This is a genomic window from Saccharothrix sp. 6-C, assembly GCF_016695385.1.
Taxonomy (GTDB): Bacteria; Actinomycetota; Actinomycetes; order Mycobacteriales; family Pseudonocardiaceae; genus Actinosynnema; species Actinosynnema texasense.
In genome coordinates this window covers 5,236,133-5,248,639 of sequence record NZ_CP064192.1, presented here as the reverse complement: position 1 = coordinate 5,248,639, position 12,507 = coordinate 5,236,133, and the positions used below count along the sequence as shown (strand labels likewise).

The 12,507-nt window shown below is 71.6% G+C and carries 11 protein-coding genes and 1 pseudogene; 9 read left to right on the top strand and 3 right to left on the bottom strand.

The features are described from left to right. Nucleotides 1–209: 209 nt before the first annotated feature. From IOD16_RS21945 to IOD16_RS21935, 3 genes are all read left to right on the top strand, one after another. Nucleotides 210–713 (top strand): GNAT family N-acetyltransferase, encoded by a 504-nt coding sequence (locus tag IOD16_RS21945; protein ID WP_201435933.1) that lies wholly within the window; start codon nucleotides 210–212, stop codon nucleotides 711–713. Nucleotides 714–826: 113 nt separating this feature from the next. After that, entirely contained in the window at nucleotides 827–2,269 is a 1,443-nt protein-coding gene (argG, locus tag IOD16_RS21940; protein WP_201435932.1) for an argininosuccinate synthase, read from the top strand. 181 nt (nucleotides 2,270–2,450) lie between these two features. After that, nucleotides 2,451–3,350 (top strand): bile acid:sodium symporter family protein, encoded by a 900-nt coding sequence (locus IOD16_RS21935; RefSeq protein WP_201435931.1) that lies wholly within the window; start codon nucleotides 2,451–2,453, stop codon nucleotides 3,348–3,350. Between the two features lie 87 nt (nucleotides 3,351–3,437). On the opposite strand, the gene IOD16_RS21930 is transcribed toward IOD16_RS21935, so the two are convergent. Continuing rightward, entirely contained in the window at nucleotides 3,438–4,454 is a 1,017-nt protein-coding gene (locus IOD16_RS21930) for an NAD(P)/FAD-dependent oxidoreductase (protein WP_236594272.1), read from the bottom strand. Between the two features lie 98 nt (nucleotides 4,455–4,552). Here IOD16_RS21930 and IOD16_RS40510 point away from each other — a divergent pair, with 98 nt between their 5' ends. Both IOD16_RS40510 and IOD16_RS41300 read left to right on the top strand, forming a co-directional pair. Continuing rightward, nucleotides 4,553–4,828 carry a hypothetical protein gene (locus tag IOD16_RS40510; protein ID WP_442978054.1) on the top strand — a complete coding sequence of 92 codons (276 nt, stop codon included), beginning with the start codon at nucleotides 4,553–4,555 and terminating at the stop codon, nucleotides 4,826–4,828. Nucleotides 4,829–4,835: 7 nt separating this feature from the next. Then, nucleotides 4,836–5,130 (top strand): annotated as a pseudogene (locus IOD16_RS41300) (polynucleotide kinase-phosphatase); the annotation flags it as partial. Between the two features lie 131 nt (nucleotides 5,131–5,261). Here IOD16_RS41300 and IOD16_RS21915 read toward each other — a convergent pair. Both IOD16_RS21915 and IOD16_RS21910 read right to left on the bottom strand, forming a co-directional pair. Further along, on the bottom strand, nucleotides 5,262–5,870 hold the full coding sequence (locus IOD16_RS21915; RefSeq protein ID WP_201435929.1) for a hypothetical protein: 609 nt from the start codon (nucleotides 5,868–5,870) through the stop codon (nucleotides 5,262–5,264). A gap of 59 nt (nucleotides 5,871–5,929) precedes the next feature. Beyond that, a complete protein-coding gene (locus IOD16_RS21910) occupies nucleotides 5,930–8,173 on the bottom strand; it encodes a hypothetical protein (protein ID WP_201435928.1) in 2,244 nt (747 codons plus the stop codon). 439 nt (nucleotides 8,174–8,612) lie between these two features. On the opposite strand from IOD16_RS21910, the gene IOD16_RS21905 reads away from it, so the two are divergent. From IOD16_RS21905 to IOD16_RS21890, 4 genes are read left to right on the top strand one after another with little or no spacing between them, the layout of a single operon-like run. Continuing rightward, nucleotides 8,613–9,743 carry an ABC transporter substrate-binding protein gene (locus tag IOD16_RS21905; protein WP_201435927.1) on the top strand — a complete coding sequence of 377 codons (1,131 nt, stop codon included), beginning with the start codon at nucleotides 8,613–8,615 and terminating at the stop codon, nucleotides 9,741–9,743. A 3-nt stretch (nucleotides 9,744–9,746) separates the two neighbouring features. Next, nucleotides 9,747–10,676: an ABC transporter permease gene (locus IOD16_RS21900; protein ID WP_201435926.1), complete on the top strand. Its 930-nt coding sequence runs from the start codon at nucleotides 9,747–9,749 to the stop codon at nucleotides 10,674–10,676. Beyond that, nucleotides 10,664–11,458: an ABC transporter permease gene (locus IOD16_RS21895; protein ID WP_236594271.1), complete on the top strand. Its 795-nt coding sequence runs from the start codon at nucleotides 10,664–10,666 to the stop codon at nucleotides 11,456–11,458. The genes IOD16_RS21900 and IOD16_RS21895 overlap by 13 nt, the downstream gene beginning before the upstream one ends. A gap of 2 nt (nucleotides 11,459–11,460) precedes the next feature. Then, nucleotides 11,461–12,504: an ABC transporter ATP-binding protein gene (locus tag IOD16_RS21890; RefSeq protein WP_201435925.1), complete on the top strand. Its 1,044-nt coding sequence runs from the start codon at nucleotides 11,461–11,463 to the stop codon at nucleotides 12,502–12,504. Nucleotides 12,505–12,507: the final 3 nt, after the last annotated feature.

Genomic DNA, 12,507 nt, shown 5'->3' with positions numbered 1-12,507 from the left:
AACTGCAAGGAGGTGTGCTTGGCGGGCGGAAAGCGTTTGTCCGGGGTGCGGGCCGTTGCTAGCGTCACGGCGGCGGTGCGGATCGCTCGCTCATCGGGGACGAGGAGGTTGATGAATATGGCTGTCGGCAGCCGTGTTCGGCACGTCCTCATCCGGTCCGCCCGCGGTTGACGCGTGGGCCGGGTCATCCCGATGCCCAGGAGTTCGGAGTGTCTTCTTCTTCCCCCGTCGCCGTCCCGGACCTGACCACCGGACGGCTGGTGCTGCGGTCGTGGGCCGCGGTCGACGTCGACGCCGTCGTGGGCGGTGGTCGGCTGCCGCACTGGGCCGACGACTTCCCCGCCGAGGGCGACCGGGTCGTCGCCGGGCTGTTCGGCGAGCACCCCGAGTGGCTGGGCGAGTACGGCCACCGGGTGATGGTCGAGCGGGACAGCGGTCTGGTGGTCGGTGCGATCGGGTTGTTCTGGCCGCCGGTCGACGGCGTCGTGGAGATCGGGTACGGCGTCGTGCCGTCACGGCGGGGTCGCGGGTACGCCACCGAGGCCACGCGCGCGTTGACCGACTTCGCGTTCACCGCGCTCGGCGTCCGGGCGGTCGGCGCCGAGGTGGAGTCGCCGAACCCCGCCTCGGTCCGCGTCCTGGAGAGGGCCGGTTTCCGGCTGCTGGACGCCGTCGCCGGGCAGGGCACCGCCCGGTACGGCATCGTGCGGTAGGCCGGCTCACGGGGTCGGCGGCGGTTCGTGCCGTCGACCCCGTGTCACCGCAGGTCAGAGTTGTTCGACCCCCGGCTATGCATGGTCATGCAGCGTCGTGCATACTTCTGATCGTGTCCAAGGTGCTCACTTACCTCCCCGCCGGCGAACACGTCGGCATCGCGTTCTCCGGTGGTCTCGATACGTCCGTGGCGGTCGCCTGGATGCGGGAGAAGGGCGCGGTGCCGTGCACGTACACCGCGGACATCGGTCAGTACGACGAACCCGACATCGCCTCGGTGCCGAGCCGTGCCGCGGTGTACGGGGCCGAGATCGCCCGACTGGTCGACTGCCGGGCGGCCCTGGTCGAGGAAGGGCTCGCGGCGCTGGCCTGCGGCGCGTTCCACATCAGGTCCGGCGGTCGCGCCTACTTCAACACCACGCCGCTCGGACGGGCCGTGACGGGCACCATGCTGGTGCGCGCCATGCTCGACGACGACGTCCAGATCTGGGGTGACGGCTCCACCTACAAGGGCAACGACATCGAGCGGTTCTACCGCTACGGCCTGCTCGCCAACCCGTCCCTGCGGATCTACAAGCCGTGGCTGGACGCCGCGTTCGTCGGCGAGCTCGGCGGTCGCACGGAGATGTCCGAGTGGTTGCAGGCGCGGGGCCTGCCGTACCGGTCGAGCACGGAGAAGGCGTACTCGACGGACGCGAACATCTGGGGCGCGACGCACGAGGCCAAGGCGCTCGAACACCTCGACACGGGCATCGAGATCGTCGACCCGATCATGGGCGTGCGGTTCTGGGACCCCGACGTCGAGATCGCCACCGAGGACGTCACGATCGGCTTCGACCAGGGCCGGCCGGTGACGATCAACGGCAAGGAGTTCTCCTCCGCGGTCGACCTGGTGCTGGAGGCCAACGCCATCGGCGGCCGGCACGGCATGGGCATGTCCGACCAGATCGAGAACCGGGTCATCGAGGCCAAGAGCCGCGGCATCTACGAGGCACCGGGCATGGCGCTGCTGCACGCGGCCTACGAGCGGCTGGTCAACGCGATCCACAACGAGGACACCCTCGCCTCCTACCACAACGAGGGCCGCAAGCTGGGCCGGCTGCTGTACGAGGGCCGCTGGCTGGACCCGCAGGCGCTGATGGTGCGCGAGGCGTTGCAGCGGTGGGTCGGCACGGCGGTCACCGGCGAGGTGACGCTGCGCCTGCGGCGCGGTGAGGACTACTCCCTCCTGGACACCTCCGGGCCCGCGTTCAGCTACCACCCGGACAAGCTGTCCATGGAGCGGACCGAGGACTCGGCGTTCGGACCGGTCGACCGCATCGGCCAGCTGACCATGCGCAACCTCGACATCGCCGACTCGCGCGCCAAGCTGGAGCAGTACGCCGGGCTCGGCATGGTCGGCAGCCAGTCGCCGCTGATCGGCGTGGCGCAGGTGGCGCCGACCGAGCTGATCGGCGCGATGCCCGAGGGCGGCGCCGAGGTCATCGCCTCCCGCGGCAAGGTCGCCGACGACGAGCTGCTCGACCACGCGGCGCTCGAAGCCGGCAACGACTGACCGGGACCGGGTCGCCTGGCGCGCGTGCGCCGCTCACGTCGAGCGGCGCACGCGCGTCCCGCTTCCGGGCACCCCGCACGACCACGGCAAATCGGACCCAAAGCGCAAGTGTGGAGAAGTAGCGGGTCGACCGCCGGTGTGAAACTCCCTGTACCTCGCTCCGAGCGGAAGGCAGGGTGGCATGAACAACTCCACGGTACTCCTCCTCTTTCCCATCACCGTGGCCGTCATCATGCTCGGCCTCGGCCTCACGCTCACGGTGGCGGACTTCCGCCGGGTGGTGAAGTACCCGCGGGCGATGGTGGTCTGCCTGGTCTGCCAGATGGTGGTGCTGCCCGCGATCTGCCTCGGGCTGGTCGTCGCGTTCGGCCTGCGGCCCGAGCTGGCCATCGGCATGATGCTGCTCGCGGCCTCGCCGGGCGGCAGCACGGCCAGCCTCTACAGCCACCTGTTCAAGGGCGACGTGGCGCTCAACATCTCGTTGACGGCGGTCAACTCGGTGCTGGCGATGTTCACCCTGCCGCTGATCGTGAACCTGTCGGTCGCGGGCTTCATCGGCGCGGACAGCTCGATCGGCCTGCAGTTCGACAAGGTCCTCCAGGTGTTCATGATGGTGCTGATCCCGATCGCCGTCGGCATGGTGGTGCGCGCGAAGTTCAGCGCCTTCGCCATCCGCATGGAACGCCCGGTCAAGATCCTCTCGGTCGTGGTGCTGATCATGATGATCGCCAGCGTGATCGCCGGTCTCGGCTCGGAGGTCTTCGCCATCCTCGGCGAGATCATCGTGGTGGTCGTGCTGTTCAACCTGATCGGCATGGCGATCGGGTACTTCGGCCCGCGCCTGCTGAAGGTCGGCCCGCGGGAGTCGACCGCCTCGGCGTTCGAGATCGGCCTGCACAACGGCCCGTTGGCGATCGGCATCGCGATGAGCCCGTCGCTGCTCAACAACACGGTGATGGCGATGCCGCCGGTGACCTACGGGTTCGTCATGTTCTTCACCGCCTTGGTCTTCGGCCTCGTCGTGGCCCGCCGCACGTCCGCCCCGAACGCCGACCGGGAGGTGACGCCGAGCGGGACGTGACGCCCCAAAGGCCGAAGACCCCGTGCCCGCACCGGTCCGCGCTCGACGCGGCCGGTGCGGGCATCGGCGTGCCGGGGGCCCGCGGCCTCACAAGCCGTGGCGGCGGTCGCCCGCGACCAGCTCGGCGACCCGGGCCTCGGCCTCGGCGGAGAACGGGTCGCGGTAGGCGTCGACGGCCACGCGGGTCTCCTCCGCGATCAGGTCGGCGTTGATCTGGGCGCCGGCGGTGGCGCCCGCCGCGGCCGCCGCGCCGACCTGCGCGCCGAGGTCGGTGACGTTGCCCGCGACCCACACCCCGGGCACGTCGGTGCGGCCCAGCGGGTCGGCCGGGAGGTGCTCGCCCATCCCGGACGGGTGCTCGACGGGCCGCAACCCCAGCGTGGCCAGGAAACCCGCGCGGGCCACCATCCGCGACGCGACCGCCATCACCTCGCGGCCGACCGCGCGTCCGTCCGCGAGCCGCACGCCGACGATGCGGTCGCCCGCGACCTCCAGTGACGCGACCTCGCCCGCCACGACGTCGACACCCCGCGCGGCCAACTGCTCGGCCTGCTCGGCCGTCGGCGGCCGCGTGTGCGAGAAGAACGTGACGTCGGCGCTCAGCTGCCGGAACATCAACGCCTGGTGCACCGCCGTCGGCCCGGTCGCCAGCACGCCGATCGCCTGGTCCCGGACCTCCCAGCCGTGGCAGTACGGGCAGTGCACCACGTCGCGCCCCCACCGCTCGCGCAGGCCCGGCACGTCCGGCAGCTCGTCCACCAGGCCCGTGGTCACCAGCAGCCGGCGGGCCCGGACCACGCGGCCGTCGGCCAGCGCCACCACGAACCCGCCGCCCTCCCGGGACACGGCGTCGACCTCACCGGTCACCACGTGACCGCCGTAGCCCCGCACCTCCGCCCGACCGCGTGCCACCAGCTCCGCGGGCGGCATCCCGTCCCTGGCCAGGAGCCCGTGCACGCCGTCGGCCGGCGCGTTGCGCGGCGACCCGGCGTCGATCACGACCACCGACCGCCGCGACCGCGCCAGCATCAAGGCCCCGTTCAGGCCGGCGGCCCCACCGCCGACCACCACCACGTCATAGCTGTCACCCAGTTGAACGGTCATCTCGACCACCTCCACGACCACCATGCGTGCGGGGTGGGCAGAACGGCAAACCTTGTTGCCGATTCCGCAACAAGGGTCCGCGCCGGCCGGCGCCTGCGGTGAATCGGGCGCGGGCGACGGCGCGGTGCACGGTCGCGCTCCTGCTGGAGGTCGACCCGATCGCGCTGGTGCGCGGTCCCGGCAGCACGCTCACCCAGTACGTCAACGACCGGCCGCACGTCGCCGGCTCGCTGCCGGCGGTCGCGCTCGGCTCGGTGTTCCGCACCGTGGTGAACGGCCACAGCAAGAGCCACGCGGTCGTCGCGAGGACCGCACCGACGACTCCCGCTCGCGCTCGTCGAGCCGAAGGGGTCACTGGCCGTGCAGCGCCGTGACGCGGTCCTGGACACGGGTGTGGTGTTCGGCGGCCGGCTGACCGCGCTGCGCTACCCGGAGCGCGAGGTCGTGGCGGTCGACGCGCACGAGGTCTGGTACGAGCCGGTGCGCCCGCTGGTCGTCCCGGAGCGGGAACGGGAGCCGGACGTGCTGGAGCACCCGGAGGACGCGTTCGCGGAGTACCGCGACGCGGGCGTGCGCGAGGTGATCTGCGAGGAGAAGCACAGGGGGGTCGCGCGCGGTGGTCCTGGTGCGCGAGGACGGCGGCGTGATCCATACGCGGACCGGCCGCGCGTTCTTCCGCCCGCCGTTGGCGAGGAACTGCTAGCGCGCGTCGCCCGCGACGAGCCGCTGTGGCGCGTGCACGAGTGCGTGTTCGCGGTGCTCGCCCTGGAGTCGCAGCCGGTCGACCCCCGGCTCCGACGCCCGGCGTCACGTGCGGCTGGGCACCCGGCCGGGCCGTCGAACGGCGCGGACGATCGGGTACCCGGCCGCGACCAGCGCGGACACCGCCGGGAGCGGTGTGCCGAGCAGGTTCTGGCCGAGGGCGTAGTCCAACGCCGGCACGGCGAGGCACACCGCGAACCCCCACGGCGGCGCGGTGGCCGGCTTCCCGGGCGCCGCCCACGGCGTCCGCTTGAACGGCTTGGCCACCGACAGCCACACCTGGCATGCCAGCGCCGACGCCATCAGCAGCGAGCCGACGCGCATGAGCAGCGGCGAGCCGTCCGGGTGCAGGTTCGGGCTGAGCACGAAGATGCCCACGTAGAGCTGGCTGAACGTGATCGCGAACTTCGCGAGCACCCACCAGTGCCGGAAGTAGCCCCACGGGGTGAGGCCGGACAGCATCAGCCCGCTGAACGCCGACGTGGTGGCCATGAACTGGAGCACCTGCACGTCGAGCAGCGTCGCCACCTCGAACACGGCCCGCCCGCCGGGCGTGCTCAACGAGTGGTCCACCACCACGAACAGCGCCAGCGCCATGACCATCCAGCCCGTGGACGACACCACGTGCAACCAGACCAGCGACTTCCGACCCATGAGCGACCCTCCACTAGTAGCCGCACTACATATAGCACGGCTACTAGTGGAGTGACGGGTCAGACTCGGCAGGGGCTGCCGCCGGGCTCGGTCGGCTCGACGTTGGCCTTCGCCTCACCGAGCACGACGTCGGTCAGCGGGGTGTCCAGGGCGAACGCCCGCTGCACCACGCTGGTCGGCGTCGTGGTGGTGCTGTTGAGCTGCAACGAGCCGATGACCAGCGGGATGGTCAGCGGCGCGCTGCCCACGGCCACCTGCACGCCGTTGATCCGCAGGCTCGCGATCTGCGACGAGCCGGCGAACACCGGGTCGAGGTTCGCGTCGCACGTCACCGACGCGGTCGCCCGGATGACGCCCACCTCGATGGTCACCAGCAGCGTGCTGATCCGCGTGTAGTCGATCCGGGCGTTGGACACCGCGCCGTCACCGGGGGCCGGCGGCAGGGCGAGCAGGTCGTCCGGTGTCTGCTCGGTGCTCGCGGTCAACGCGTTGGCCCGCACGGTGAGGATGCCCGCCGACAGGTTCACGTCGGCCACGTTCTCGGCGTCGTCCACGCACGGCACGTCCGGCGGGTTGGCGCGCGCCACCACGATCCCGGCCAGGTTCAGCGCGGTCGCCTGGCAGGAGAACACGCCGGTCCGCTCGGAGGTCTTGATCCGCAGGTCCGACAGCACCGGGGTGTCGCCGGACGGGCTCGCGGTCAAGGTCGCCCGCACCTCGACGTACCGGCCGACCCGGGCGAACTCCACCCCGTTGGCCACCGGCGTGAACGTCTCGCCGGCCAGACCCGCCTCGGTGTCGGACGTGCGCGCCTCGACCGTGATCGAGGTGCCGGCCGGGACGCTGCCCTGCGCCTCGGTGTTCCAGGTGACCGTGCCCCAGGTCTGCCCCGCGACACCGCCGTCCTGCACCACCGACCACGTGCCGACCGGCGCGGTGATCTCGCCGAGCACCGACCCGGTCATGTCGCTGTAGTTGTACGGCCCGGCGCCCGCGCCGAGGTCGACGGTCAGGTCGACCGCGCCGACGGTGAAGCCGCCGCCGCCCACCGGACCGGCGTCCGGGTCGATGCGCTGGGCGTTGTCGGAGTTGATGTTGGTGACCCACACCTTGCCGTTGGTGTCGACCGCGACGCCGGTCGGCCCGTTGCCGCCGGGCAGGGTCACGTTGCCGACGAACGTGCCGTCGGTGCGCAGGTGCCCGACCGTGTTCGTGCCGTTGTCGAGCGCGTGGGCGACCCAGACGTTGCCGTCCATGTCGACCGCGACGCCCTGGGCGCGCGGGTGGCCGTGCGGGAAGGTGCCGAGGACGTTGCCCGCCGCGTCCATCTTGACCGTGTTGCCCGAGCTGACCTGGGTGTGCCAGATCTCGCCCGTGCGCGGGTCCATGCCGAGGCCGTAGTCGCCGTGCGAGGTGTCCAGGCAGGCGCCCGAGCCGCTGCCCGGCTCGTAGCGCAGCAGGTTGGCGCCGTAGCGGGCCGACCACAGCGTGCCCGCCTGGTCCACCAGGCCGCCGTACCCGCCGCAGCCGAAGCTGACCGGCGCGGTCAGCGGCGCGCCGTCCACCCCGGAGATCTTCTGGTGCTGCGTGTTGGAGCCGCCGGTCCAGAGGTTGTTGTCGGCGTCCACGGCCACCGTGCGGGTGTTCGTGCCCGCGACCCGGCTGTAGGTGATCAGGCACTCGTCGGCCGCGGTGGTGACGCCGCCTTCGGAGTCGGCGCCGCCCGCGTTGGTCCACGGTCGGATGTCGCCGAGGCCCCGAGACGTGGCGTACAGGCCGTCGAGGTCGCGGTCGACGCAGGTGTTGTAGCCGAACGGCCCCTTCAGGTAGTCGCCGGCGGGGTCGGGGGCGCCGGCCGCGTCCGTCCGGGTGCCGCCCCGGATCACGCCGACGCGGGTGACCGACCCGCGGCCGCCGCTCGCCTCGTTGCGGTTGGACAACCACGTGTTGCCGAGCTTGTCGACGGTGGTGCGGGACGGGTTGCGCCCCTGCCCGTCCGGCGCGGACTGCCACTCGCCGACGATCTCCCCGGTGTCGACGTCGATGCGGACCATCGTGCCCCGCGCGGAGGCGGCGACGTTGACGTAGGGGAAGAACACGCTCTGGCGGTTGAGCTGGAGCTGGTCGTTGTCCGGGGCGTCGTGGTTGACGTCCTGGAGCACGCCCCGGTCGAAGTCCGCGTCCAGGGTGTAGAGCACGTCCTCGCCGGGGACGGGCGCGGCGGACGCCGACGGCGTGCCGACGAGGGGGAGGAGCAGCGCGCCGACGGCGGCCGACAGCAGGGATCTTCGTGGGTGACGCATGGAGCTGCCCTTCTTCGGTGTGCGCGGATATTTCGGGCATTTCCGTCACGTGACAACCGGGTGTCGAAGGGTGGCCGGCCGGCGTTACCCGGCCCCGGAATGTGAGTAGACAATTGAGCAAAAATCGGGCTACGCATTCACGCACTTCCGAGTGAGAATCGTCCGGATGGTCCAGCGGAACGATTCGCAGGGTGACCGCCGACGGTGTCACCTCCGTCGAACGGGCTAGCTCAGCGGCTGATCCGGGCTGATCCGGGGCGGGTCGCCGTTAACCCTTCGGACACCCCCGGACCACCCGGAATTCGCCCACCCGGTCGAACCGGTCTCAGTCCGCCCGGGTGGCTTGACAAGTGCGCGCGACGTCCCGAATCCTCCGCTGGGCTGAACGTTGTGATCGTCCGCGAAATACCCCCTTTTTCCACCGAGGAAGGTTCGACCCGTGAACCACACCCGAGTCCTGCGGTCGGTAGGCGTCGGCGTCACCGCGCTGGCTCTCGTCGCGGCCTGCGGCACGCCACCGGCCGAGGACGGCGCCGTGAGCGGCACGCCCGCGGCCACCGCGAAGTCCGCCGCCGAGTTCGGCGGGCTGGACGAACTCGTCGCGGCCGCGAAGGAGGAAGGCAAGCTCAACGTCATCGCGCTGCCTCCGGACTGGGCCAACTACGGCGAGATGATCGAGGCGTTCGAGGCGGAGTACGGCATCGAGGTCGACTCCGCGCAGCCCGACGCGTCCAGCCAGGACGAGATCAACGCCGCCAAGCAGCTCAAGGGCGGCGACCGCGCGCCGGACGTGTTCGACCTCGGCCTGAACGTGGCGATCGCCAACAAGGACCTGTTCGCGCCCTACCAGGTGCAGACCTGGGCCGACATCGCCGACGAGCTGAAGGAGCCGTCCGGGCTCTACTACGGCGACTACGGCGGCTTCATGTCCATCGGCTACGACGCCGCCAAGGCGCCCGCGCCGACCTCGGTCAAGGACCTCCTCAAGCCCGAGTACCAGGGCAAGGTCGCCCTCAACGGCGACCCGACCCAGGCCGGCGCCGCGTTCTCCGGCGTGCTGATGGCCGCCCTGGGCAACGGCGGCTCGGCCGACGACATCGCGCCCGGCGTGGAGTTCTTCAAGCAGCTCAAGGCCGCGGGCAACTTCCTGCCGGTCGACCCGTCGCCCGCGACCGTCGAGTCCGGCCAGACGCCCGTCGTGATCGACTGGGACTACACCAACGCCGCGCAGACCGCGAAGCTCGCGGGCAAGGTCGACTGGCAGGTCGTCGTCCCGGCCGAGGCGCAGGTCGGCGGCTACTACAACCAGGCGATCAACAAGGACGCGCCGCACCCGGCCGCCGCGCGCCTGTGGCAGGAGTTCCTGTACTCCGACAAGGGCCAGAACATCTTCCTCAAGGGCCTGTCGCGGCCCGTGCGGATGGACGCGATGACCAAGTCCGGCGCGGTCGACGCGGACGCGGCGGCGAAGCTGCCCAAGACGTCCGGCGAGCAGGTGTTCCCGACCCAGGAGCAGTCGGACAAGGCCAAGCAGGTGCTGTCCTCGACGTGGGCGCAGGCGGTGGGCTGACCGGTGGTCGCACCCGCACCCGTCACGACCGCGGTCCGGGGAGGCGCCGAGTCGTCCCCACGCCACGACAACCGCGGGCCGTCCTCGAAGTCCTTCCTCGCCTGGTTGGTCGTGGTGCCGTTCCTGGCCTACGTCGGCACGTTCCTGGTGTACCCGACCGCGCTGGTGCTGGCCGGGTCGTTCCGGGACTCGGACGGCGGGTTCACCCTGGCGAACCTGGCCGACCTGACCCGAGGCGCGTACCTGCGGGCGTTCCTGCGCAGCGTGGAGCTGTCCGCGATCACCGCCCTGCTCGGCGCGGTGTTCGGCGCGCTGCTGTCGTGGGCCGTGGCGGTCGGCGACCGGGAAGGGCTGCCGCGTCGCGCGGTGGTGGCCGGCGCGGGTGTGCTCGCCCAGTTCGGCGGCGTGCCGCTGGCGTTCGCGTTCCTCGCCACGATCGGGTTCCAGGGCTTCGTCACGCAGTTCCTGCGCGACTCGTTCGGCATCGACCTGTTCGCCACCGGCGCGTGGCTGTTCGAGCTGCCCGGCCTGACGCTGGTCTACACGTTCTTCCAGATCCCGCTGATGGTCATCGTGTTCCTGCCCGCGCTCGACGGCCTGCGCCCGCAGTGGCGTGAGGCGGTGGACAGCCTCGGCGGCTCGTCGTGGACCTACTGGCGGCACGTCGGCGGCCCGGTCCTGATGCCCGCGTTCCTCGGCGCCTTGCTGCTGCTGTTCGCCAACGCGTTCTCCGCGTACGCCACGGCGGCGGCGCTCGTGTCGCAGGGCAGCCCGATCGTGCCGTTGCAGATCCGGGGCTTCCTGACCGGCGAGGTGCTGCTGGGGCGGGAGAACCTCGGCAAGGCGCTCGGCCTGGGCATGGTCGTGGTGGTCGGCGTGGCGATGGGCCTGTACGCGGTGGTGCAGCGGAGGTTCGCCCGGTGGCAGCGGTGACCAGGCCGAGCGGGCGTGCGGTCGCGCGGTTCGTGATCCTGCTCGTGCTCGGGGCCTTCTTCCTGCTGCCGCTGGTCGCGATGGCGGAGTTCTCCACCCGGGGCGCGGGCGGCACGCGCAGCCTCGCGTCGTGGGCGGCGATCGTGGACGACCCGGACCTGGTCGAGGCGATCCTGGTGTCGGTCCAGCTCGCGGTGACCAGTTCGCTGGTCATGCTGGCGCTGCTGGTGCCGACGATGACGTGGATCAGGCTGCGGCTGCCCGCGCTGCGCCGGCTGGTGGAGTTCCTGTGCCTGCTGCCGGTGGCGATCCCGGCGATCGTGCTGGTGGTCGGCATGGCGCCGCTGTACGCGTGGGTGAACTACTTCCTCGGCGACTCGCCGTTGACGCTGACGTTCGCCTACGCGGTGCTGGTGCTCCCGTTCGCCTACCGGGCGATCGACGCGGGTCTGTCCGCGATCGACCTGACGACCCTGGCGGAAGCGGCCCGCGGCCTCGGCGCGTCCTGGGGCGCGGTGCTGCTGCGGGTCGTGGTGCCCAACATCCGCACCGCGCTGCTCGGCGCGTCGCTGCTGTCGGTGGCGCTGGTGCTCGGCGAGTTCACCATCGCGTCGCTGCTGAACTTCGACACCTTGCAGGTGCGGGTCAACCTGCTCGGCAAGCGCGACGCGGGCGTGTCGATCGCGGTGTCGCTGCTGAGCCTGCTGTTCGCGTTCGCGCTGCTGTTCCTGCTCTCGTTCGTCGGCAGGCGATGGCGGGACACCGCCGTGGAGGAAGGCTGATCATGGGTTACCTGCGACTGGACGGGCTGCGCAAGTCGTTCGGCGGCCAGAGCGCGCTCGACGGGCTCGACCTGGAGCTCGCCGAGGGCGAGCTGGTGAGCCTGCTCGGGCCGAGCGGCTGCGGCAAGACGACCGCGCTGCGCATCGTCGCCGGGTTCGAGACGGCCGACTCGGGCGCCGTCCTGGTGGACGGGCGCGACATCACCCGCGTGCCCGCGAACAAGCGCGACATGGGCATGGTGTTCCAGGCCTACAGCCTGTTCCCGAACATGACCGTGACGCAGAACGTGGCGTTCGGCCCGCGGCTGCGCAAGGCGCCGGACCGGGCGGGCCGGGTCGCCGAGCTGCTGGAGCTGGTCGGGCTCGCCCACCTGGGCAAGCGGTACCCGCACCAGCTCTCCGGCGGCCAGCAGCAACGCGTGGCGCTGGCCCGCGCGCTGGCGATCCAACCGCGGGTGCTGCTGCTGGACGAGCCGCTGTCCGCGCTGGACGCCAAGGTGCGGGTGAACCTGCGGGACGAGATCCGGCGCATCCAGACCGAGCTGGGCATGACCACGTTGTTCGTCACGCACGACCAGGAGGAGGCGCTGGCCGTCTCCGACCGGGTCGGCGTGATGTCCCAGGGCAGGCTGGAGCAGCTCGACACGCCGGCGGTCGTGTACCGGGAGCCCGCGTCGGCGTTCGTGGCGCGGTTCGTCGGCGTGACGAACGCGGTGCGCGGCACCGCCGAGGCCGGTGGCGTGCGGGTGGGCGCTCACCGGCTGGACACCGTCGCGGCCGACGGGTTGACCGGCGAGGTCGAGGTCATCGTGCGGCCGGAGGACATCGGCATCGCGCCGCACCCCGGCCAGGCCGACGGCGCGCTGACCGGCGCCGTGCTCGCGCAGAGCTTCCTCGGGCCGGTGACCAGGCTGTCCGTCCGGCTCGACGGCGGCGACCAGGTGGTGCGGGTCGACCAGCCGTCCGGCCGCGCGGCCGACTTCCCGCCCGGCACGGCGGTCGCGCTGGACCTCGGGGGCGGCAGGCTCATGGTGGTCGGGGCATGATGC